The organism is Proteiniphilum sp., from assembly GCF_034927365.1.
Classification (GTDB): Bacteria; Bacteroidota; Bacteroidia; order Bacteroidales; family Dysgonomonadaceae; genus Proteiniphilum.
Map to the genome: position 1 here is coordinate 274087 of NZ_JAYFQD010000010.1, position 22575 is coordinate 296661.

The 22575-nt window shown below is 48.0% G+C and carries 23 protein-coding genes; 1 reads left to right on the forward strand and 22 read right to left on the reverse strand.

The features are described 5' to 3' along the window. Window positions 1-2: 2 nt before the first annotated feature. A complete protein-coding gene (locus VB073_RS08320; protein ID WP_323403697.1) occupies window positions 3-2072 on the forward strand; it encodes a TonB-dependent receptor in 2070 nt (689 codons plus the stop codon). On the opposite strand, the gene purU is transcribed toward VB073_RS08320, so the two are convergent. From purU to VB073_RS08430, 22 genes are all read right to left on the reverse strand, one after another. Continuing rightward, window positions 2066-2929 carry a formyltetrahydrofolate deformylase gene (gene purU, locus VB073_RS08325; protein WP_323403698.1) on the reverse strand — a complete coding sequence of 288 codons (864 nt, stop codon included), beginning with the start codon at window positions 2927-2929 and terminating at the stop codon, window positions 2066-2068. The genes VB073_RS08320 and purU overlap by 7 nt on opposite strands. 95 nt (window positions 2930-3024) lie before the next feature. Continuing rightward, window positions 3025-3876: a hypothetical protein gene (locus VB073_RS08330; protein WP_323403699.1), complete on the reverse strand. Its 852-nt coding sequence runs from the start codon at window positions 3874-3876 to the stop codon at window positions 3025-3027. Between the two features lie 251 nt (window positions 3877-4127). Beyond that, complete coding sequence (locus VB073_RS08335) at window positions 4128-4703, reverse strand: DJ-1/PfpI family protein (protein ID WP_323403700.1); 576 nt, start codon at window positions 4701-4703, stop codon at window positions 4128-4130. Window positions 4704-4786: 83 nt separating this feature from the next. After that, window positions 4787-5434, reverse strand: coding sequence for a hypothetical protein (locus VB073_RS08340; RefSeq protein ID WP_323403701.1), 648 nt, complete (start codon window positions 5432-5434; stop codon window positions 4787-4789). Next, entirely contained in the window at window positions 5385-5867 is a 483-nt protein-coding gene (locus tag VB073_RS08345) for a GNAT family N-acetyltransferase (protein WP_323403702.1), read from the reverse strand. The genes VB073_RS08340 and VB073_RS08345 overlap by 50 nt, the downstream gene beginning before the upstream one ends. Further along, a complete protein-coding gene (locus tag VB073_RS08350) occupies window positions 5860-7416 on the reverse strand; it encodes a sigma 54-interacting transcriptional regulator (RefSeq protein WP_323403703.1) in 1557 nt (518 codons plus the stop codon). The genes VB073_RS08345 and VB073_RS08350 overlap by 8 nt, the downstream gene beginning before the upstream one ends. A 98-nt stretch (window positions 7417-7514) precedes the next feature. Next, window positions 7515-8726, reverse strand: coding sequence for a homocitrate synthase (locus VB073_RS08355; protein WP_323403704.1), 1212 nt, complete (start codon window positions 8724-8726; stop codon window positions 7515-7517). 66 nt (window positions 8727-8792) lie between these two features. Continuing rightward, window positions 8793-9098: a (2Fe-2S) ferredoxin domain-containing protein gene (locus tag VB073_RS08360; protein ID WP_323403705.1), complete on the reverse strand. Its 306-nt coding sequence runs from the start codon at window positions 9096-9098 to the stop codon at window positions 8793-8795. 96 nt (window positions 9099-9194) lie between these two features. Further along, window positions 9195-10460 carry a nitrogenase cofactor biosynthesis protein NifB gene (gene nifB / locus VB073_RS08365; protein ID WP_323403706.1) on the reverse strand — a complete coding sequence of 422 codons (1266 nt, stop codon included), beginning with the start codon at window positions 10458-10460 and terminating at the stop codon, window positions 9195-9197. A gap of 74 nt (window positions 10461-10534) precedes the next feature. Further along, entirely contained in the window at window positions 10535-11944 is a 1410-nt protein-coding gene (locus VB073_RS08370; RefSeq protein WP_323403707.1) for a nitrogenase component 1, read from the reverse strand. Between the two features lie 47 nt (window positions 11945-11991). Continuing rightward, on the reverse strand, window positions 11992-13326 hold the full coding sequence (gene nifE / locus VB073_RS08375; RefSeq protein ID WP_323403708.1) for a nitrogenase iron-molybdenum cofactor biosynthesis protein NifE: 1335 nt from the start codon (window positions 13324-13326) through the stop codon (window positions 11992-11994). Window positions 13327-13386: 60 nt separating this feature from the next. Further along, window positions 13387-14769, reverse strand: coding sequence for a nitrogenase component 1 (locus tag VB073_RS08380; protein ID WP_323403709.1), 1383 nt, complete (start codon window positions 14767-14769; stop codon window positions 13387-13389). Between the two features lie 18 nt (window positions 14770-14787). Further along, window positions 14788-16440 (reverse strand): nitrogenase molybdenum-iron protein alpha chain, encoded by a 1653-nt coding sequence (nifD, locus tag VB073_RS08385; protein ID WP_323403710.1) that lies wholly within the window; start codon window positions 16438-16440, stop codon window positions 14788-14790. Between the two features lie 39 nt (window positions 16441-16479). Beyond that, window positions 16480-16872: a P-II family nitrogen regulator gene (locus VB073_RS08390; RefSeq protein WP_323403711.1), complete on the reverse strand. Its 393-nt coding sequence runs from the start codon at window positions 16870-16872 to the stop codon at window positions 16480-16482. Between the two features lie 77 nt (window positions 16873-16949). Beyond that, on the reverse strand, window positions 16950-17273 hold the full coding sequence (locus tag VB073_RS08395; protein WP_323403712.1) for a P-II family nitrogen regulator: 324 nt from the start codon (window positions 17271-17273) through the stop codon (window positions 16950-16952). Between the two features lie 37 nt (window positions 17274-17310). Next, window positions 17311-18135, reverse strand: coding sequence for a nitrogenase iron protein (nifH, locus tag VB073_RS08400; RefSeq protein ID WP_323403713.1), 825 nt, complete (start codon window positions 18133-18135; stop codon window positions 17311-17313). A 202-nt stretch (window positions 18136-18337) separates the two neighbouring features. After that, window positions 18338-19003 carry an ABC transporter ATP-binding protein gene (locus VB073_RS08405; RefSeq protein WP_323403714.1) on the reverse strand — a complete coding sequence of 222 codons (666 nt, stop codon included), beginning with the start codon at window positions 19001-19003 and terminating at the stop codon, window positions 18338-18340. After that, window positions 19003-19698, reverse strand: coding sequence for a molybdate ABC transporter permease subunit (modB, locus tag VB073_RS08410; RefSeq protein ID WP_323403715.1), 696 nt, complete (start codon window positions 19696-19698; stop codon window positions 19003-19005). Before modB ends, VB073_RS08405 begins: the two co-directional genes overlap by 1 nt. After that, window positions 19695-20459, reverse strand: coding sequence for a molybdate ABC transporter substrate-binding protein (gene modA, locus VB073_RS08415; protein WP_323403716.1), 765 nt, complete (start codon window positions 20457-20459; stop codon window positions 19695-19697). The genes modB and modA overlap by 4 nt, the downstream gene beginning before the upstream one ends. 87 nt (window positions 20460-20546) lie before the next feature. Further along, complete coding sequence (locus VB073_RS08420; RefSeq protein ID WP_323403717.1) at window positions 20547-20897, reverse strand: winged helix-turn-helix domain-containing protein; 351 nt, start codon at window positions 20895-20897, stop codon at window positions 20547-20549. Between the two features lie 212 nt (window positions 20898-21109). Then, on the reverse strand, window positions 21110-21364 hold the full coding sequence (locus VB073_RS08425) for a Nif11-like leader peptide family natural product precursor (protein ID WP_323403718.1): 255 nt from the start codon (window positions 21362-21364) through the stop codon (window positions 21110-21112). Between the two features lie 114 nt (window positions 21365-21478). Beyond that, a complete protein-coding gene (locus VB073_RS08430) occupies window positions 21479-22171 on the reverse strand; it encodes a type 1 glutamine amidotransferase domain-containing protein (RefSeq protein WP_323403719.1) in 693 nt (230 codons plus the stop codon). Window positions 22172-22575 lie beyond the last annotated feature (404 nt).

Here is a 22575-nt window from a genome sequence, read left to right on the forward strand (position 1 = left end):
ACATGGGACCACACCGATCCAACATACGACGAGAGTACTCTTTTCTGTTGCTGCTTGCCCTTCATCTACAGTTCCTTTTGGCGCAAGACAAACCATTGATGCGTGGCGACTCATTAAAGAATATCCTGATCGACGAAGTGATCATAGAGTCGAAAAGAAAAGTTTCCCCGCTGAGGGATATTACCGTAGAACCCGAAGCATGGAAAACGTCCATTACCACTATCACGAGCAAGGAAATTGAAAAAATAGATGCCACGACCGTCTGGGACGCTTTGAAATATTCCGTCAACGGCCTTCCCGCACAACAAGGACGACGAAAAAAATATTACTATATGATCCGCGGACAGAATGTGGCCGCCGACTATGCCATCAATGGCGTTTCGTTGTTGACGAACGGCGCCGGCCCGATGGCACAATGGATCGAGGCTCCATCGATGCTTCCGGCAAACATGATCGAGTCCATCGAAGTGGTCCGTTCCGGAAACTCACTCCTGCTCGGATACAGCGGACTCAATGGCGTAGTCAACCTGAAAACGAAGCGCTTCGATGAGTTCACCCTGCAGGGAGAGTTGCAACAGGGCACTTTCAACAGCTTGCGTGCCGGTGTACTGACAGGTGGCAAATGGGGTGACTTCCATTATGCTTTTTCGCTCTACAACGACCGTACCGATGGCCCTGAAGGACGGCACAGTTACGAAAACCTATGGAACCTCTATGGAAAAGTCAATTACCAATATAAGAAACTGATAGAACTCGACATCGAGAATTTTTATACTTACGGCAAGCGATTCGTTACGCAGGCGGTGGACTACAACGGGTTGACACTTCCCGAACGCCAACTCTCGGAAATATGGGAATACGATCCGATGCGCTATAACATCTTTTCGGCACGACTGAAGATGAATGTTTCCGAAAGGGCTACCACGGAACTACAATTCGCCTATATTCTGAACCGGATGGATTTGTATCCGGATGCTTATGAATACAGCGTGGACCCCGAGACGAGAAAGCCGGTCGTTGGTGACTCCATCATCCGCGCACGAATGCTGAACGAACCCGATTCTATCTTAAGCATAGGCCTGTTCCAGGCTCTCCGCCTCATTCCGGACAACACCATCCGAGTGGCGGCAATGTACGGGCAATCGGCCAACTACGCGCACGGAAAGGCAAAAAAGACAATTTACTCACTCGCACTGCTGGACCAGCATAGTTTTTCAAGAGTCGACCTGCATGCGGGAGCAAAACTTACCCGGGAATTTTACAACTATTACGTCCCGAACCAGGGTTTTGGCGACGAGTCACGAGCCGTGCAAAATGAATGGCAGCCCCTTATGCCAAATTTCAGCGGGGGAGCCTCCTATCATTTCCTGCCGGAGATGAAATTCAATGTAGTGGTGAACAGTGGCCTGTTTCCCATCGACAAGACCGCTTTGCAACTCCTGGACGACAGGACTACCTCCATGTTAAAAAAAGAACGCCGGACGGGAATCGACCTCGGGTGGGAATACGATTCCCGAGCATGGGGAAATAACAGTCTCACGCTGTTTTTGCTCGACCAGTCCAACACCTCCGATTTCACGAACCGGGCGTATTACGATGACGACGGACAGGTCCGTTATTACCAGAAGAATATTTCGCTGCGAACCTATGGCGCCGAAATGAACTGGCACAGTCCCGTGTGGAAAAGGTATTGGTCGGCCTTCCTCAATTTGTCCTATAAATTAATATACCAAACAGATGTGTCACGCTATCACAAATATGCCAAACAACCACCATTTATCGGCAATATAGGATTGTCGTATGCCGGAAAAAGGGGCAATGCCAACCTGCTTGGTAAATATGTTTCGGAATATAAAACCGACCGTTTTTTGAAGGAGGAGGTACCTATTGGAAATTATTTCAACTGGGATTTCAACGCGGTATATCGTTTTCCGAAACATAATCTCGAATTGACCGGGTCGGTGCAAAATATCTTCGATGTCCGCTATAACACCGTCTCCCCGATTTATCCCGAATTCGGCAGGCAGTTCAAGGTAGGCATACGCGTCGTTTTTGGGTCGATTTCCTACTGAAAAACTACCGTCCGGTTTTTGTATGAAAGAATTTTTCGGTCGATATGTTTTTCAACCGCCCGCGAAAGAACAATTTTTTCCAAATCGCGTCCTTTTTTTATCAACTCATCAATGGTATCTTTGTGTGATATGCGGGCTACGTCCTGCTCGATAATGGGGCCCGCATCCAAATCACCGGTAACGTAATGGCTGGTGGCCCCGATAATTTTTACGCCCCGCGCGTGCGCCGCGTGGTAAGGTCTTGCCCCCGCGAAAGCGGGTAGAAAAGAATGGTGGATATTGATAATCCGGTCGGGGTAGTGCCTGATGAAATCGGTGGAAAGCACTTGCATATAACGAGCAAGCACGCAGAAAGTAACCTTGTGCTTTTTCAGCAGTTCTATCTCCCTCGCTTCCTGTTCAGCCTTGTTCTCTCCCGTTATCGGGAAAAGGTGATAATCTATCCTGAAACGTTCAGCGACAGTTTCCATATCGGCATGATTACTGATAATCAACGGAATCTCCACGTTCCATTCGCCGGAAGCGTAGCGAGCCAGCAAATCGTAAATGCAGTGCGACATTTTCGAGACAAAAATCGCCATGCGAGGTTTTACGTCGGAAAAATACAACCGGAAGTTCATATCGAAACGAATCGCCAACAACGTGTGGAAATAATCTTCTACTTTCTCCCTGGGAATTTGAAAGTCCGTCAAATCCCATTCCACGCGCATAAAGAAAGTACTTTCTTCATGGTTTACATATTGGTCGAGATAGAGTATATTACCCCGGTGCTGATTGATAAAATCTGTAACTGCCGCTAAAATTCCCGGGCGATCGGGACAATGGATAAGCAAAACCGCCCTGTTTTTTCCCTTCATTTTTCTGTCAATTTTTCAATAAAACGAGTGCAAAGATAATAAATTGGAAAAGAAAAGTGAGTTTATCGTGTGAAAATGCTATTATATTGTGCTATTCATTTTTTTAGACCTGATAAATTGTCCATCAGTACAGTTTCTACATCAGCATCTTCGATATGGCCTAAAATACCAAAATCTCCTTTATACCCATTTTCCTCTAATAAATCAATCATTCCCATTTCATGATCTCCTTCTCCTATGGTGAGTATCTTGGGACCCTCTTTCCTTAGGCCGCTTAAGTTGACATACCAGAGATATGGCATCATGGTTTTCACTATTTCAGGAAAAGCGTCGATTTGATCATGGGCATGATGGAAATTATATACTATGCCTAACTCTTTATCAGGCAAATCCTCAATTATCTTCACCTGATTGACTGGTTCGCCGAACCAATCGCCATGATTGTACAAAGCTATTTTACAACCTAACCCTTTTGCTCTGTCACTCAGATAAGCGATCATTTCAGCACCTTTTTTTACAGCTAAAGAATCGGGCATGTCTGCAAAATAGTTTGAATTGAAGCTTACCCATATTTGTCCCCGGTACCCGACTTCTTCCAATATATTAAAAACCTTTTCATTCGGCCGGTTCAACTCACCCACAGAATCCCAGTTTTCATCTATCCATAACCAGACTGCAATTACCTCTATATCGTTTTGTTTAGCGAGCGTTAATTCTTCAGCCATCGTGGCAAGGTGATCCTCCCGCCAATCATAAGCATACTTTTTTATTCCCAGCTTCTTGAGCATATTAATCCTTTCCATCGGCGATCGTTTCACACTATCAAAAGGAACAATACACCACGCGTAAATCTTTTCCATATCAATAGTCTGCTTTTTATCTTTTACAGAGCAGGAAGATGCCGTCATAATAAATCCGACTAATAGTAAAATTGTTGTGTATTTCATACGACTAAAATTATTTATTTTCAATTTCATTAGACTTTTTCTACGCTCAACATAGTAAAAACAAGTTTTTCCTCTGTGTTCACTTATCGAAAAAGTTCAATGGTGTCGTATGGAACTCGCTTTTAGTCATGTTCTTGGGTGTAATGATGTTCATGCTCGTTTCATATAATTTTTCGATTGTTATCAATTAGTTGCTTTGCCTCTATTACGTGTTGTGGTCCGGCCTTTTGTCATTTGTAAGTAAATCTCATTTATTTTTTTACTTCCTCTACATTTCTTGTCGAAGTCAGCATTTCCAACAATTTAAATGCAACATCTAAACCTGTTGCCGGCCCTGTTGATGTTATAATATTCTTATCAATCACTATATCTCTATCTTGCACATTTGCTCCCAAATCTGCAAGATATTTTCTTCCATATATGTCGGATAAATCGTATGTGGTTGCGTTTCTATCCTTTAAAACACCAGATTTTCCAACCGGTATTGCAGCCGCACAAACAGCCGCAATTATTTTCTTATCTTTATCAAACTCCCGTATCAGGTGCTGAAATCGCTCATCAAAGGCATCTTCATAATATCCTGAATCTTTAAAACCACCTGGAATTGCCAATGCGTCATAATCTTCGATATTGATTCTGTCAAATTCAATCTCGGGACGAACGATTAAATTCCATTTGCATTTAATCTCAGGTCTAAGTCCGGTGCTGATCATATCAACCGGTTCAATTCCTAACTCCCTACTCCAACCTATTATATCGGTGAATACCCCGGCTTCATATTCTTCGAATCCTTGTGAAAGAAACAGTAATACTTTTTTATTTTTCATCTATCTATTATTTGCAGTTGGTCTCTCAGGCTTACCTACAACACACAAATATACACAATAGCATTAAGAATGGAATTACAATACTACCCTTTCTTCGCAAACTGCACGACAGCTTCCATGCAGACTCTGGGGGCAAATTCGCCAAACCGGTCGGTCAACGCAAGATGCTTTACCATGGGCCAGAATTCTACCTGATGGCTTATTCCTTTCTCCCGCGCTTCCGTCTTCAATGCTTCGATCTTCGCGGCGGGAGCAAAACGGTCGTAGACCACAATGCTGTTTTCTTTTAACTCATCGGTAAAACTCAGTTTTACGGCGGGCCACATAAAGTAGGCGGTATTGTTTCTCACCAATTCGGGTTTATCACACAAAAGGATAAAATTGACCTCTTTCTCCAGCCATTCTATGGGTGTTGCCTTATCATAATCACCTATCATGAAGAAACGGTCCAGTTGTTCGTGCGACAATGTATCTGCTGCTTCAAGTATGCTTTTCTCACCGTCTTCATCAATCCCGGCAGACAAGATGGCCATCCTATTGTCGGACAGGTAGATGAAATGGTCGTCTCTGGCGGTCTTTCCGAAAATATAACCACTCCAGTATTTCCCGAAACCATACCCGTTGGCAACCAGCATCCGGGCCATATCATGCATCCTCTTTTCCATTTTTACGCCTCTCCCATCATTCCAAATATTTCCGCCAGTAAAGCATTGGCGGCGCTGTTTCTCCAAAACCCATCTTTTTATACAAACGCTGTGCCACTACATTGTCTTTCCGCACTTCAAGCGTTATCCGGCTGCACTGACGTTCTCTCGCGATCGTTTCTACCGCCTCCATCAGCCGTTTGCCGACACCTTTCCCGCGGTATTCCTCCAGCACGATCACATCATGGATGTTGATCATCGGACGGACGCTGAAGGTGGAAAAATTCTCGAACGCCACCACCATGCCGCACCGTACATGATCAATCTCGGCTAATACCACAATGGCTTTCGGATGTTCGTTGAGCGCGTCTACCAGATGTAATTGCCGGGACATGTCCAACAATTCTCCTCCTCCGTATTGATCCTTGATATAAGCGTTCATCAATGTGCCGACCGCTTTCAGGTCTGCCTCATTGGTAAAGTCGCATTCATGTATATTCACAGGCGTATGATCATTCATTCGACAATTGTTTATAACGTTGTGTCACTATTTCGTACTTATCGATCCTCAATCCCATGATCCGTTCCGTAATCCCTAATTGTGCGGCGGCTTTCGACATGTTTCCCCGAGTGAGAATCAAAGCATCCATGATCATCTGTTTTTCCACTTTCTCCAACACATTCGTCAGCGTTCCCTTGTCGATGGTACCCGATGAAAAACCGGTCTGCAGCGTGGGCGGCAGACAATAGGAATGGATCACATCATCGGTGCTCAATATCATCGCCCGCTCGATCACATTTTCCAGTTCCCGTATATTCCCCGGCCACGAGTAGAGCATCAACATATCCAACGCCCCACTGGTAATGCGTTTGATTTTCGTGTTGTTCCGTTTGTTGAGTTTATCGATAAAATGGTCGATCAACAAGGGGATATCGGCTCTTCTCTCGCGCAAAGCAGGCACGTAAATCGGAAAGACATTGATGCGGTAATAAAAATCGTCCCTGAATGTACCCTCTTCGATCAGTTTCTCAAGATCCTTGTTCGTGGCGGTGATGATACGCACGTCGATATCGATAGTCTTGTTTCCACCAACCCGTTCTATCTGCCGTTGCTGGATGGTCCTTAACAACTTGACCTGTATGGTCAGCGGTATATCGCCGATCTCATCCAGAAAGATCGTACCACCGTTGGCCATTTCAAAACGGCCGATATGGGTCGCATTCGCACCGGTAAAGGATCCTTTTTCATGCCCGAACAGTTCGCTTTCGATCAGACTCTCGGGCAATGCCGAACAGTTCACCTTGATGAACGGTTTGTCTGCTCTCAGGCTGGCATCGTGGATAGCCTCGGCGATCAGCTCCTTCCCTACGCCGCTTTCACCCCGGATCATTACCGTCGAATTTGTCTGGGCGACACGGTCGATCAGTTCATACAGATCGTTCATCAGGGAGCTGTTCCCGATGATATTTTCCGGTTTGTAAGTCTTGGCCCCCTTGAGGCGTTTGTTCTCTTTGCGGAGTTCATCCAACTCCTCTATCTCTTTCTGACGGATCGATATGTTGCGACCGATCAACATACCGATAATGTTCAGGAATTTCAATTCCGCCGAGAAGTCATCTAATCCCCTGTGTAACTTATGGATGCTAAGGGTTGCTTTGATCTCGTTCTTCACTACGATCGGCACACAAAGGAACGCCATTATCGGATCTTTTTGGGGTACAATTCCTATTTTATTCAGGAATTTTTCACTTTGAGAGATATCCGGTATAACGACAGGCCTCTCCGTACTGACCACTTCGCCAATAATCCCCTCACCAATCTTGTAAATCCCTTTTTGCTTTTCTTCATCAGTAAGCCCGTATGCCGAATCGACCATGATCCGGTTTTGGAAATGATCCACCAATGTAAAGATACAATACCGGGCATGGAGGTATTCACATATTTTTTTAGCGATCGATTCCAGATCTTTGTAAATATCCTTACTATGCGCGATGTTGTTGCTGATCTCCACCAAAAATGTCAAATCCGTTTCGGCATAGCAATCTCTTTTATATTTTTCGCAGAACATAACCTAAAATCCCCTTTCTTGCCGTAAAAATAATCAAAAAGAAGCAGATATTAATAAATAGATATCATTTTAACATAATATACCGTTATTTAAAATCATTATGACTTACATCGATATTCCCCAAACAGATGACCATGCACCCGTAAAACTTCGGAAGGAGAGAGGGTTGCGTGCCTTTCCCGGGACAACCTGCATATCTCTCTCTTTAACAGGGATATAACCGTATCACATACAAAAATATGATGCTGCTCCAGCAAATATTTCAAGGCACCTGTTCCGGAATGGGTGCCGAACAGCGTGTTGAAGGTTTCACGCCCTACTTCTTCACCATTATACAATTGAAATGCTAACGGATTTTTGCAGGTAGCCTTGGCATGAATTCCCGATTCGTGGCTGAAAGCCATTTGGCCGCAGACGGCCTTGCCGGGAGGGATGGGACGTCCCGAAATCTCCGAAACATAGCGGCACAAAGAATAGAGTTTTGAAATATTATACTTGCTGACTCCACCATGCAGTGAAACGGCCATCAGGAACTCTTCGAGAGAAGCATTCCCGGCCCGTTCACCCAGTCCGTTCACCGTCACGCTGATGCTTCTCGCACCCGATTGCCATGCGGTGATGCTGTTGGCGGTCGCCATCCCCAGATCATTGTGGGCATGGAAATCGATATCGAGAGAGGGCCAGTTGTCCCGGATGCCTTGCAACAACTCCATCGTGGCCAACGGTGTCAAGGTGCCAACGGTATCGGCGATGCGCAGGCGACAGGCATTGGTCTTTACGACCATACCGATAAAATCGGCCAGTCGTTCATTACCGCAACGAGAGGCATCCTGCGCTCCCACACTCACATATTGGAAATAACGCGAAGCATATTCCACCATGGCCGGCACATTCTCTTTCACCCAGTCCCACTCTTTCCCCATTGCTGAAAGTTGGATATCGGAGAGGGGAAAAGCGATATGGATCGCATCGGCATCGGTCCGGGCAGCCAGATCGATATCTTTCCGCAACGCCCGGCTCCACACGAGGATACGCGCGGCCAGCTTTAAACGGACAATACGCCGAATCGTACCGATCGCCTCCTCACCCATGGCAGGGATCCCGGCTTCGATCTCATCGATTCCCACATCGTCGAGTAATCCGGCCAGACGGAGTTTCTCCTTCAGAGAAAAAACCACACCGGGCGCCTGTTCCCCATCCCGTAACGTAGAATCGATAATCCATATATTTTCGTTTCCCGACATCTTTCCCGAACATTTATCGCCAAAGAATCTATCACCGAAGATATTATCGCGCAAAGCCACTCTCACACGAAACGTATTATCGCCGAAGGCACTATCGAACGAAGTGCATTATCACTCGCGCAACGAGTACTATCATGCAATAAGATACTCCTCTACCGCACGGTTTCCCTCCAGTGCATCCAATATCTCGTCTATCTTATCTTCACCCGTGACACCTCCGTACCAGTAATTATTGGGTTGGATCACCACGACGGGACCCTGGCTACACACGCTCAGGCAGGCGGTGGTCGTCACCACCGCATCAATGCCCCGGTCGGCACACTCTTCTGTTATATACCTGACAAGAGATGTCGCCCCTTGTTTATTGCATGCTCCCTGAGCGTCGCCGGCAACCCGATATGAGTTGCAGACCAGTATCATATACGCCGGTTTCTTCATCTTGATGTTATCTATGTTTGTAATTAAAACTCATCTCTCCAAAAGTTTTATCGTGCGAAGCACACTATCGACGAAGGCATTATCACGCGAAGCGTATTACCCGCACCCCGCACCGGTACCCCTGCACGCATCACCGCAACGGGTATATTCGCTCCGGCAGAGCGTCTTGATGGGCAGATTCAAGTAGACTGCATCCAGTCCGGCATCGATCAGTCCGCTCATCTGGATGACCCTGACCCCGTTTTCCTGTAAAACCTTCATCGGGCTTTCACCGATACCGCCGACTAATATGGCCTGGCAATCCACCAGCGTCTTGGAGGCCAGCTCCCTCCACCTCGACAATCCACCGCCTTCGGCCGGTGTATTGCGCATCTCCACAAAATGATAACCATTCCTGGTTTTCTCGTAGACATATACTTTCCGGGCTTCACCGAGGTGGAGGTTGACAAGGATGCCCTCGTTGGTGGCGACGGCAACCCGTTCGCGTCCTTCACCACGATTGACGACCATTCCCGAGAATTGGCCGATCATATCCATCGCTGCCCGGTCGTCATGCCCGAGCAATCCCGCTGCATCGGCCCGGCAACGGGCGCAATGGGTCATGGGCTTGATATATTTCGCTACTTTTTGCCTGATCGATTTCATCATCTCCTTCGACGGTTCTCCCAACACTTGGAATTCCGTATTTTCGGTAGGATACATTGGGATGCAATTCATCGTGTCTGCTCCCAATTCCGCCACTTTTTGCGCCACCTCTTCCACCTCGTGGTCGTTGATCCCCGGACAGACGACCGTGTTTATCTTAACCACAATCTCTTTGGCTTTCAGCAATTCAATACATTTCAGTTGTTGGGCGAGAAGCACTTTTCCACCTTCTATACCCCTGTAAACACGCCGGTTATAACGCACCCAGCGGTATATCTTTGCGAGTGTTTCGGGGTTGAGGGAATTGACGGTAATCGTCACGTGCGACACTCCTATCTCCGCAATTTCATCGATATAGGGCTCAAGGTCGAGTCCGTTGGAAGAGAGACAGAAGATCATATCGGGGAATTGCTGCTTGACGCCTTTCATCGTCGCAATGGTTTCCGTGGCGTTGGCGAACGGGTCACCGGGTCCGGCAATGCCCACTACGCTCATGTTCGGAATCTTTTCTGCCAACGCTTTCAGGTAATGCACCGACTGCATCGGGGAGAGCACCGTACTGGTCACACCCGGTCGACTTTCATTGCAACAATCGTACTGGCGGTTGCAATAGTTACACTGGATATTGCATTTGGGGGCAACCGGCAGATGCGCCCGCGCATATTTATGTCTTGCTTCGATATTGAAACAGGGGTGCTTACTCAAATCTTTCATCATTTCCTTTTTTAAGTTATATATTCAACTCTCGGGTTGTGTGCAACTAAAGCGGAGACATTTAGATATTTTGTGCCTTACATATATTTATACCCGATGGACGATTTGCGTTGCCGCTCTTCTAACAGGGTGTTGGCGATCTGCTCGAACAGGATGGCTGCCCCCTCGTAACCAAGGGTGCGGCTATGTTGCGCACCGATACGGTCGTGAACCGGGAAACCGGTACGGACAAGCGGTATATCCATCTTGCGGGCAATATAGTAACCCTTGCTGTTCCCGATCATCAGGTCGGGTTGCAAGCCTTTCATCGCTTCTTCCATCCGCTCGAAGCTGACGCCCTGGCCGGTAACCATATCCTCATAGTAGAGGTCGCCCAATACGTTTTTCAGCGTCTGCTTCAACTTCCCGCTTTCCCCTCCCGACACGCAAAGCACGGGGATAAGTCCGATCTCAGCGGCAAATGCCGCCAGCGCCACGACCATATCCTCTTCTCCGTAAATCCCCGCCCGTTTCCCGGAGAGGTATTTATGGCCGTCGATATAAAGGTCGACCAGGCGTCCCCGTTGCTTCCGGTACTTCTCTGGCACCGGATTCCCCGAAACGGCCGATAACAGGCTGAAGAATTTGTCGGTCTCGTTGATGCCGACCGGCAGGCCGGTACGGCTGTTCACCACATCGAAGGTCTGTTGCAGGTACTCTCCTGCCGACGACCGGTTCTTCCCACCCGAATTGAGGATATATCCCAATTCTATCGACATCAGGGCCGACCCCATCCGACGGATATCTTCCAGTTTGGTGCCCCCTTCGGGAATCCGCTGGTATTTATCCCACGAAGTACCGTCGAGTGTATCGGAATAATCGGGGAAAAGAATCCCCTCAATGTCAAAATCGAGGACGATCTCCTTCAGGTGGCGGATATCTTCGGGAGAGATAAAATTGCTGAACAGGTTGATATGCCTGCCCGGCTTTCCGTCCGAGGCAGCCAGCACCTTCACCGTGGCAAGCACCGCCTGGTGGAACCCTTCGTAATGGGTACCCATATAACTCGGCGTGGAGGCGAAGATCATCTCGGGCAGCCCCTCGTCGCCCGAATGGATATCCTTGTATTCGTTGATCAGCCGCTGCACATCTTCACCGATGGTCTCGCTCAGGCAGGTGCTTGCAATGGCGATCGCTTTCGGGTGGTACTGGCTGATGATATTGTCGATGCCCGTGTTGAAATTCTTGTTCCCGCCGAAGATCGTCGTCTCTTCACTGAAGTTGGACGAAGCGATGTCCATCGGTTCACGGAAATGGCTGATAAGGTAACGCCGGATATAGGTGGCACAACCCTGCGACCCGTGCAACATCGGCAGGACGCCTTCGATGCCCTTGAACGCCACGCAGGCTCCCAAGGGAGTGCATTGCTTACAAGCGTTGCAGGATGACGAGAACCGTTCGCCCGCGGGCAATTCACTGATAAGATGAAGAGGTGTGCCTGAATCCATTATGTTTCTTTTTTCTGATTATTTACAACGCCATATTAACCGCAGGATCAACGTCGCTCTACAAACCTCCAGACCGGGCTTGTCACCGTCTCATAGACCTCCTTCGCGAAGTTGAGCATGCCTTCATAGCCGGCCAGTGCCAGCTTGCGTTCGTGGTTGTGATCGCAGAAACCGATCCCCAGCTTATAGGCGATGGGACGTTCCTTCACCCCGCCGATAAACAGGTCGGCGCCGGTCTGCTTGACAAACTCGGACAACTCGACCGGATTCGAGTCGTCTACCAAAATACATCCGTCGTCGCAGATCGCGCCGAGGAGTTTATAATCTTCGGTATTCCCGGTCTGAGTGCCGGCAATCACCGTCTGCATCCCGATCAGCCGCAGTGCCTTGACCAGGGAGATTGCCTTGAATGCCCCACCCACGTAAATGGCCGCCTTCTTTCCCTGCAAAGCCTGTTTATAGGGAGCCAGGGCAGGCAGTAACCGGGTCAATTCCTCCTTTACGAGGTCACGTGCTTTCTCCATCACCTCCTCGTCGCCGAAAAAGCGGGCTACCTCGTACAATGCATCCGACATGTCTTCAATCCCGAAATAGGAGACTTTGATAAACGGGATGCCGTATTGCTCCTTCATCTGTTTGGCCAAGTGCAGCATCGAACCGGAGCATTGCACCACGTTCAACGATGCACGGTGCGCATTGCGGATGTCCTGCACCCGCCCGTCGCCGGTGATCGAAGCAAGGATCCCGACACCCATCCGTTTGTAATATTCAGCGAGGATCCACAATTCCCCGGCAAGATTGAAATCACCCAGAATGTTGATGCTGTAAGGGGCAATCTCTTTGGAGTCGTCGGTGCCGATAAGCGTCGCCATGGCATCACAGGCTATCTTGTAACCATCTTTCTTCGAGCCTTGGAAACCTTCGGCCTGCACGGGAATCACCGGAATGCCCTTCTCATTGGTCACCCGCTTGCACACCGACTGGACATCATCACCGATTACACCCACGATGCAGGTCGAATAGACGAATGCCGCCTTGGGCTGGTGCTTGTCGATTAACTCGATCAGCGCATTATAGAGCTGCTTCTCTCCCCCGAAGATGACATGCTTTTCCCTCAAATCGGTCGAAAAGCTGCTCCGGTGCAGTTCGGGTCCCGAAGAGAGGGCGCCCCTTATATCCCAAGTATAAGAAGCGCAGCCAATGGGCCCGTGCACCAGGTGAAGGGCGTCGGCAATGGGATAGAGCACCACACGCGAACCGCAAAAGACGCAGGCCCGCTGACTGACCGAACCCGCTATGCTGGGCCGTCCGCCAATAAGCTCTTTCGTCTCTTTGCCGATGGTGAGGATCTGATCTTCCCGTCCTTTTAAAAAGTCTGCCATAATCTCTTCAATGATAACTCCTGTCGTACGCTCTGTTATAGTCTCATCCCGCCGGTCGGATTACATCTGCAATTCCATTTTTTCTTCCGGGCAAGTCCTGTCGTAATGATCGAGCAGGCTTTCGAGTATCTTGTTGGCCAGATTCACTCCCCCAACGTAACCTGTGTGGGGAAAGAAATTATTACCGGGACGGTCCACCACCGGGAAGCCGATACGGACAAACGGAAGGTTTTCGTCCCGTGCGATATATTTCCCATAGGTGTTGCCCATCAACAAATCGACGGGTTCCTGTTTGATCCACTGGTGCAACTGGAACATATCGGCCCGTTCGCCGCTTTTGTAGCGGGCTTCAGGGACTCTCTCCTTCAGCATGCGTTCCATTTGCGCGTCGAAATGCTTCCCGGCCGTCCCAGTCACGATATAGACCGGTTTCATATCGAGTGTCAGCAGGAATTCGACCATCGGGATAAGGGTATCGGGATCACCATAGATCGCCACCCTCTTTCCCCAGAAATATTTGGCATTGTCGGCAATAAAATCGACCAGCCGTCCCCGCTCTTCGGTCACTGAATCAGGTACCGGCACGTTGGCGGCCCTGCTCAGGGAAGTGATAAAACGATCGGTAGCTTTCAACCCGATGGGGATCTCGATCACTTCGAACTTCACCTTGCATTTCGATTCCAGTTTCACGCAGGCATCTTCGGTGGAATAGGCTCCCAGGCCGATGGTGAACTTACTGTCGCCGGTGGCCATCATGTCGGGAATGGTTGTCCCACCGTCGGGGTACATCTTGTATTTTCCCGTCAGGGGTGCATCCAGCACGCCGGTCATATCGGGGAACAGGATGGTGCGGGCCTCGAGGACCGATGCCAGGCGCTTGATCTCCCGCATGTCGGACGGCTCCATCCATCCGGCGGCCAGGTTGACCACGTTCTTCTTCTTCGGCGTGGCCGTGGAGAAGAACTTGATAAACGATGCCAACTGGTTGGAGTACCCGGTGATATGGGTACCTATATAACTTGGCGTGTTGCAGTAGATCACTTTCTTGCCTTCGGGGATTTTCCCATCTTCACCCGCCTTCGAAACGATCTGGGTCAAATCGTCGCCGATGGTTTCCGACAGGCAGGTGGTATGCACGGCGATCACTTCCGGCTCATAGACAGTGAAAATGGTTTCGATGGCCTGCACGAGGTTCGACGAGCCGCCGAATACCGATGATCCTTCGGAAAAGGAACTTGTCGCAGCCATGATCGGTTCCTTGAAATGACGGGTCAGCGCACTCCGGTGATAGGAGCAGCAGCCTTGCGACCCGTGACTGTGGGGCAGACATCCGTGGATGCCCAAAGCAGCGTACATGGCTCCCACCGGCTGGCACGTCTTGGCCGGATTGATAGTCAATGCCTTCCGGTCAATCTCTTTCGCTGTTGTATGACGTAATAACATAATAGACTTTCTTTATAATTAATATGCAAACTGCGCTTCCACATATGCTTCACTTTCCCACGGGGCTTTGATTTCCTGCCAGATAGCAGCGCAAACCATCTGTTCTATATCCTTGTAAAAATTGATTGCTCCCTTAAAACCGGCATAAGGGCCGCCCGAATCGTAGTTGTGCAGCTGTTTCAACGGGATACCCATCTTCTGCACGACGAATTTTTCCTTGATACCGGCACAGAATACATCGGGTTTGTATCTCTCGATCAGTTTTTCCATCTCGTAATGGCTGAGATCGTCGATCACGAGCGCCCCTTTTTCCATCTGCTCCATCAAGCCGTGGTATTCATTGAATTCCATCCCTTCGGCTTCCAGTTTCTTCATTTCGTCTTCACTCTTGCGAGGCTGGTAACGCGTTTCGTCTTTTGAAACAGTTATCTCTTCTATATTCCGGCTGTCGGCATCGATCTGGATGGTCGGGATGACACGGCGACCTTCATAATCGTCGCGATGGCCGAATTCGTAGCCGGCAGCGACGGTGACCATCCCCAACTCTTCGAACAGGTCCTGGTAATGGTGGGCACGGGAACCACCGACGAAAAGCATCGCTTTCTTACCCTTGGTCTTGGCATGGATCTTCTGCCTCACGGCTTCCACCTCTTTCATCTCTTCGGCGATCACCTCTTCCACCCGGTCGATCAACTCCTGCTCACCGAAATACTGGGCGATCTTGCGGAGCATCTTGGCGGTGGAGTTGGCACCGATGGGTTGCACCTTGATCCAGGGGATGCCGAAAGCGGTCTCCATCATCTCGGCCACATAGTTGATGGAGCGGTGACACATGACCATATTCAAATCGGCAGTATGCGCATTCTCGAACCCCTGCACGGTAGAGTTACCGCTAAAGGTGGAAATCAGGTGGATGCTGCATTTCTCGAATACCCGCTCGAGTTCGAAGGCATCACCCCCGATATTGTACTCACCGAGCAGGTTGACCCTGTATTTCAGGCTGCCCCTCACTTCATCGTCCCTGCCGATCAGGTTCTTGAACAGGCCGTTATTGGCGATATGATGGCCGGCCGATTGCGATACGCCCCGGTATCCCTCACAGGAGAAACCGAATATATTGATGCCATTGCCGATTTCTTCCTTCATCTGGCGGGACACCCGGTGGACATCGTCACCAATAAGCCCTACCGGACAGGTCGAAAAGACAGCGATCGCCTTCGGATGAAACAACTCGTATGCTTCCCGGATAGCCTGTTTCAATTTCTCCTCGCCGCCGAATACGATATTGGAATCCTGCATGTCGGTCGAGAAACAATAGGTGATAAAGTTCTCCTGGGTGTCATTTTCGGGCTTTGTCTGGTTGCGGCGGGTGAGCCAAGAATAGAACCCGCAGCCGATAGGGCCGTGCGTGATATTCACGATGTCACGTGTCGGCCCCAATACGACCCCTTTACAACCGGCATAGGTACACCCCCGCTGGGTGATGATACCCGGGATGGTGCGCACGTTGGCCTGTATCTGGGGGGGATTATCCGCATCACTCAGGACGATCGACTTCTCTCTCTTTTTAGCTACTTTCTTCGGATATTTTGTAATGACTTCACTTCTGAAATCCTGCAATTCGGCGATCAATTCTTCCGTTTGCATTGTCCTGTCTGTCTCGTTTACCATAATGTTGAATTTTTTATTGATGGGGTCGACCCCGATTGATTAATCCAGTGTCGCATTGCCCGATTGACCCGAATGGACGCTGAACGAATCCAAGGTATGTAATACGAATATCTTCCCATCGCCCGTTTTTCCGCTCTGATTGACTTTGATCAGCGTGTCCACCACCAGGTCCTTCTTCTCGTCGGTCACCACCAACGTAATCATCCGTTTCGATTTCAACCGGGGCTCTTCAGGAATAAAATTCAAAGCATCTTCCACGATAAAGGAGCATTCTTCCTCCGATCTCGATTGTTGTAATCTTTCCAAGTCGCCATTTCCTCTACCGCGCCCCAGCACCTGCATTGCCGTGAAAGAGGGTAATCCCGCTTCGGCAAGCGCCGCTTTTGTCTCGCCCATTTTGGCAATCCTTATTATTGCTAAAATTAACTTCATGCTTGTAATGTTTAATGAACAAACGCCCCGATGCCTGTTGACTTTCCGCACACTTGTTCTGTTACGACCGATCGATCTTATTCTTTTCTTCCGCTTGAAATAGTATATACCTCTTCTACCGGGGTGATGAATATCTTACCATCGCCCGCCTGTCCCTTTTCTCCCGACCGTGCGGCAAGCATGATCGTCTCCACTACAAAATCCTTATCCCTGTCTGGAATGACAATCATCAACAGGTCTTTCGGCAATTCGTCATAAGTGACGTTTCCTACTTTCAGCCCCCGTTGCTTGCCCCGTCCGAAGACCGACAGCTTTGTGACTGCCGGAAATCCGGCGTTAAACAGACTTTTCATGACGATGGGCGATTTCTCCGGACGTACTATTGCTCTTAGTAATAACATAATCTTCGTTGGGTTTAATAATTTAGCATTCCCCGGGTTAATTCATAATGCCGAAACTAACCAGTAATTCTTCCAGTTCATTGATGGAAAGTGGGGTCGGTATGACCTGCATCTTGTTGTCATCGATCTTTTTTGCCAGTTCACGGTACTCGTGTGCCTGCGAATGCTCCGGCGCGTAATCGATTACCGTCTGGCGGTTGATTTCGGCATGCTGCACCATATTGTCGCGCGGTACGAAATGGATCATCTGCGTTCCCAGTTTTTTGGCAAACTCCTGGATCATATTGGCTTCATTGTCCACCTTGCGGGAATTGCATATCAAGCCTCCCAGCCGCACATCACCGACCTTCCCGAACTTGGAGATCGACTTGCAGATATTATTGGCGGCGTACATGGCCATCATCTCGCCCGAACAGACGATATAAACCTCCTGCGCTTTTCCATCACGGATCGGCATGGCAAATCCACCGCAGACAACGTCTCCCAACACATCGTAGAACACGTAGTCCAACCCCTTGTCATCATCGTAAGCTCCCAGCTGCTCCAGCAGGTTGATCGAAGTGATAATACCGCGACCGGCACAACCTACGCCCGGTTCGGGTCCACCTGATTCCACGCAACTGGTATTTTTAAACCCTGTCTTCATCACATCATCCAGTTCCACATCCTCTCCTTCATCACGAAGGGTGTCCAGCACGGTCTTCTGGGCCAGGCCGTGCAACAACAAGCGTGTCGAGTCCGCTTTAGGATCGCATCCCACGACCATTACTTTGCGGCCCATCTCAGCGAGACCGGCGACGGTATTCTGGGTAGTCGTGGATTTTCCGATACCCCCCTTGCCATAAATAGCGATCTTTCTCATAACCTAATTTGTTTAGTGAATTAGCATATCGATTTTTATTCTCATTATAGCGTAATCAAAGCACATGCCAAACGACAAAATAGCCGGCAGCACAAACCATAAACAACTGTATATGTGATATATAAAAAATAAAAGCGTTATAAATCTGGAATTTATAACGCTTTTTGGTTTTACTCGAAAATGTAATAAAAGAGAAGATTTCCTACAAAAATGCAGTTTTTTTCAGTTCATCCGCTTTTCCCTGCCCTATGGGTAAAAGGTGCGTGGAAAGACGTGCAATTTCAGTCCGATCATGGCTTACCATCAGTGTGGTCATTGAAAAGATTGTGTGTACTTTAATAATCTCGTCCTGAAGGCTTAACCGCATCTCTTCATCGACGGCCGATAGTGGCTCGTCGAGCAGCAACACGTCCGGTTTCGCGGCGATGGCTCTTGCCAGCGCCACCCGTTGCCTCTGCCCTCCCGACAATTTATCAGGCTTCTGTCGCCGCAAATTATCCAGGCCAAATTCATGGATCAGGGCTTCCACCAGCACGTTATCTTTTTCGCGTCCCTGGGCAAAACGGATATTCTTCTCTACCGACATATTGGGAAAAAGGGCGTAATCCTGGAACATATACCCCACGTGCCTCCGTTGCGGAACGAGATTGATTTTCTTGCCGGAATCATACACCGGGATGGAGTTGATTGAAATAGAACCCTTATCGGGCTTCACCAGTCCCGCGATCATCCGTAGGAGAGTCGTCTTCCCCGATCCCGAGGGACCGAAAATGCAGGTCAGGGAATTCTTGGGAATTTCCACACTCACCTCCAATGTGCGCAACCCGTCGGCCGTCCACATTTGTTTCCTGATCTCCAGCGCTATCATTACGAATGTCTATTGTTGATAAAATAACGATTTGGTCCCCGGTTGATACTGTAGATGATGACCAGCAGCACAAACGACAAAAGAAACAGGATCAGCGAATATTTATCAGCCTGTTTGTAATTCAATGTTTGCACTTCATCGTAAATGGCTATCGAGGCGATGCGCGTTTCACCGGGAATATTCCCGCCCACCATCAGCACGATCCCGAATTCTCCGATTGCATGTGCGAAAGTAAGCGCAATCCCGGTAATCACCGACGGCTTTATATTGGGCAGTAATACGCTGAAAAAAGTTCGGGTCTTCGATTTCCCCAATGTATAGGCCGCTTCACGGTAACTCACCGGCAACCCCTGCAAGCCGTTCTGTAGCGGTTGGATCATGAATGGAAGTCCGGCAATCACACTCGCGAGGAGTATGCCTTCGAAGGTGAAAGCCAACCTGACATCGAAAAAACGCTCCAGAAAACCGCCGAATCCCTTCTGGGGGTTGAATGCCAACAGTAAATAATACCCCATCACCGTGGGTGGCAGCACCATCGGCATGCAGACCAGCGCTTCAAGAGCCACCTTTATCCGGCAACGGGTATAGGCCAGCCAATAGGCAACCGGCAAGCTGATCAACAACAATATGACTGTCGTCAACAGGGCCAATTTCCCCGTCAAGGCAAGGGTCGCCATAAAATCGGCATCCATCATTCATCCTTTGCTAATGCATATCCAAACGCTATCCACTCCTTATGGCAGGCAGGACTCAGCACGTAGTCCATAAAATCCCGGGCATCCCGGTTAGCCGCCCCCTGTTTCAACAATACGCAAGCTTGTTGCACCGGGGGACAAATATCCGGCGGGAACAGGTACAAGAACCCTTTGCCCTTCATATCGGGCGCCAGCGCCAGTGAAAGCGCGATAAATCCTATCTCGGCATTGCCCGAAAAGGCGTATTGCGCCGTCTGGCTAATATTTTCACCCCACACGATTTTCTTCTCGATTGTATCATACAAACCCTGTTTCTTCAATACTTCCACGGTATTTTCCCCGTAGGGCGCTTTCTTGGGATCGGCAATCGCGATCTTTTTTACTGATGGTGATGTAACTGACTGAATCCCCCCGGCCACGTCGACCGATAAACTCCACATGGCCAACTGGCCGTAAGCATACGTCTTCACTTCACCGGATGCGAATCCCATCTCCTTCACCTTCACCGGAAAATCCACGTCGGCAGCCATAAAAAAATCAAACGGAGCACCGTGGGCGATCTGTTGTGTCAGGGTCCCGGACGAGCCGAATGTTATCTCTATCTGAACGCCTTTGTGTTCGGCTTCATACGTCTCTTTTATCGACTCCAGCACATAGCGGAGGTTGGCCGCCGCCGCCACTTTCACTTTCTTTGCCTCCGCCGGGAAGATCATCCCGAAAAAGCATAATACGAAGACGATACATACCTTCTTCCTGTTCATTGGTTCTATTTTTAATTTTATATTCTCAAAATTGTAACAGGTGTCCCCTTTTATCCTATCCACTGGAAAAAGGGAACAGAAAAAAAATCAGAAAAAACAGGATTTCATATCATTCTCCAGATCAGCAATGCAGTCTCGATGCTTACTTTCAATCATCAAGAAATTCCTGATAAGCGTCAATCCATAGTTCGTTATGCTGGCTCCCCCACCATTGACGCCACCCCTTTGTCGTATGACGACGGGCAATGGCGATATGCTGTTGATTTCTTTGATGCAGGTCCATGCCAACTGATACGAAATATTCATTTTTTTCGATGCGGAAAGGATGGATCCGGTAGAATGGATCGCACGTAGAAGTTCAACCCGTTTTTTATCGAGGAAGGGTTTCCCGTTTTTTTCGATCCCGATATCCCCCGCAATCCTAAACGCTTTATGCATCCTGATTTTTTATCTCGGCAATACATAAATCATGCCAATAAGGTTAAACAACAATTATACAATAAATTATAACCAACCGGTTATACTACACTCTCATAAAAACTACATTTTTGTACCCTTTTGAAGCGATAAAATACATGGGGGTATGGATGTTTGATTTTAGATTTTAGATGTAGGATGTTGGTGGGAGGATGTTTTGAGTGTAGGGCTGTTTATTGGATAGTAAACATTGTGAGCACTTTATACGCCTGTTGTATCTGCCTCACCTGCAAAGCCTCCTCTTCGGTCTGGCACCGGAAGAGCGAGGCGGATAGTACTTCTTCGAACTCGTTATCCGAGAACTCAAAGCCTTCATTTTTAAGAAATAACTGCCATGCCTCCCTCGACTTGCAGGCATAACATGCTTTCCGAAAATCGGAATCCTGTTTGAACAGGTTATAAAATCTAAACGCGTGGCTCAACGACATGACAGATCTGCTTTTTCTAATCCCGATTGCAAGAATCATGCCTCATTGCCTCACTTTATATATAGTTAGTTGGAAAATTCGTATTGATTAATTCGGACTGACAATCGTAACGTATTACTTTTCCATTTCCTTCATAACAACTTTTGCCATTTCTTTGGAACTAAATGGATTTTGCCCGGTAATAAGATTTCCATCTACCACAACGTGTGAAGTCATTGGAATGAAAGCTTTGCCATACTTTGAACCTCTTTCTTTCAATCCTGCTTCCAGATTAAACGGCACTTCCTTCTTCCTGTTGGCAAGACTTTCCTCAAACCAGTTAAATCCGGTAATTCTTTTGTTTTTTATCAGATATTCTCCATCAGATAATTTCACATTGAGCAAGCCGCCCACGCCGTGGCAGATAGCGGCAACCATTCTCCCGCTTTCATATTGGTTTCGGATGATGGATTGCATTGTCGTATCATCGGGGAAGTCGTACATTGTCCCGTGTCCGCCTGCCAGGTAAACCAGATCAAATTCTTCGCTCTTGACTTCTGCCAGACTTTTACTATTGCGCAATAACCCACGGAATGAATTATCCTGCCAATACTTTCTGGATACTTTATCCAAAGTGAACCGTTTAAGGCTTTCGGGGTCTATGGGCACGTTACCACCGTTCGGGCTTGCAATGGTGACTTCATAGCCCTTTTCTTTTGCCTCATGATACAAATGAGTCAGTTCACTCAGCCATAAGCCTGTTTCCAGCTCTCCGCCGGCATACGTAGTAACGTTTGTCGCAATAATTAAGATTTTCAAGATACTCATACAAATAATTTTAGATGGCAAAGTTACGCCATAATAATTTAACAGGAGTATCTTAATCATGGGAAGTAGTAACAGAATCTCTGAAGGTTATATATAACAATTGTGTATTAACGAGCAAAAGAAATCATTAATATTTTCTTACCCGGTATTCATTTACAAACACTTTAATATCACGAGAATTTTCTTAAACATTTGTATATCTGTTAAATAAAGAATAAATCAGATCACAGTAACCTCACTTTTCATTTTCTTGTATTTTTCAAAAGAAAAAGTGCTTACTTTCGTAAATATAATTACCTATTTTTCATTTATGAAAAAAGAATTATACAGCTTGCTATTTTGGATTTCTATCTTAGCGAGAATTACGATAGAATTCAAGCAAAGACCGAATTTTTAAGATAATT

Bases quoted from the DNA above. Each gene is read 5' to 3' on its own strand.
- VB073_RS08320 (WP_323403697.1), top strand. From the start codon at position 3: ATGGGACCACACCGATCCAACATACGACGAGAGTACTCTTTTCTGTTG.
- purU (WP_323403698.1), bottom strand. From the start codon at position 2,929: ATGAAGGGAAAAAACAGGGCGGTTTTGCTTATCCATTGTCCCGATCGC.
- VB073_RS08330 (WP_323403699.1), bottom strand. From the start codon at position 3,876: ATGAAATACACAACAATTTTACTATTAGTCGGATTTATTATGACGGCA.
- VB073_RS08335 (WP_323403700.1), bottom strand. From the start codon at position 4,703: ATGAAAAATAAAAAAGTATTACTGTTTCTTTCACAAGGATTCGAAGAA.
- VB073_RS08345 (WP_323403702.1), bottom strand. From the start codon at position 5,867: ATGAATGATCATACGCCTGTGAATATACATGAATGCGACTTTACCAAT.
- VB073_RS08350 (WP_323403703.1), bottom strand. From the start codon at position 7,416: ATGTTCTGCGAAAAATATAAAAGAGATTGCTATGCCGAAACGGATTTG.
- VB073_RS08360 (WP_323403705.1), bottom strand. From the start codon at position 9,098: ATGAAGAAACCGGCGTATATGATACTGGTCTGCAACTCATATCGGGTT.
- nifB (WP_323403706.1), bottom strand. From the start codon at position 10,460: ATGATGAAAGATTTGAGTAAGCACCCCTGTTTCAATATCGAAGCAAGA.
- VB073_RS08370 (WP_323403707.1), bottom strand. From the start codon at position 11,944: ATGGATTCAGGCACACCTCTTCATCTTATCAGTGAATTGCCCGCGGGC.
- nifE (WP_323403708.1), bottom strand. From the start codon at position 13,326: ATGGCAGACTTTTTAAAAGGACGGGAAGATCAGATCCTCACCATCGGC.
- VB073_RS08380 (WP_323403709.1), bottom strand. From the start codon at position 14,769: ATGTTATTACGTCATACAACAGCGAAAGAGATTGACCGGAAGGCATTG.
- nifD (WP_323403710.1), bottom strand. From the start codon at position 16,440: ATGGTAAACGAGACAGACAGGACAATGCAAACGGAAGAATTGATCGCC.
- VB073_RS08390 (WP_323403711.1), bottom strand. From the start codon at position 16,872: ATGAAGTTAATTTTAGCAATAATAAGGATTGCCAAAATGGGCGAGACA.
- VB073_RS08395 (WP_323403712.1), bottom strand. From the start codon at position 17,273: ATGTTATTACTAAGAGCAATAGTACGTCCGGAGAAATCGCCCATCGTC.
- nifH (WP_323403713.1), bottom strand. From the start codon at position 18,135: ATGAGAAAGATCGCTATTTATGGCAAGGGGGGTATCGGAAAATCCACG.
- VB073_RS08405 (WP_323403714.1), bottom strand. From the start codon at position 19,003: ATGATAGCGCTGGAGATCAGGAAACAAATGTGGACGGCCGACGGGTTG.
- modB (WP_323403715.1), bottom strand. From the start codon at position 19,698: ATGATGGATGCCGATTTTATGGCGACCCTTGCCTTGACGGGGAAATTG.
- modA (WP_323403716.1), bottom strand. From the start codon at position 20,459: ATGAACAGGAAGAAGGTATGTATCGTCTTCGTATTATGCTTTTTCGGG.
- VB073_RS08420 (WP_323403717.1), bottom strand. From the start codon at position 20,897: ATGCATAAAGCGTTTAGGATTGCGGGGGATATCGGGATCGAAAAAAAC.
- VB073_RS08425 (WP_323403718.1), bottom strand. From the start codon at position 21,364: ATGTCGTTGAGCCACGCGTTTAGATTTTATAACCTGTTCAAACAGGAT.
- VB073_RS08430 (WP_323403719.1), bottom strand. From the start codon at position 22,171: ATGAGTATCTTGAAAATCTTAATTATTGCGACAAACGTTACTACGTAT.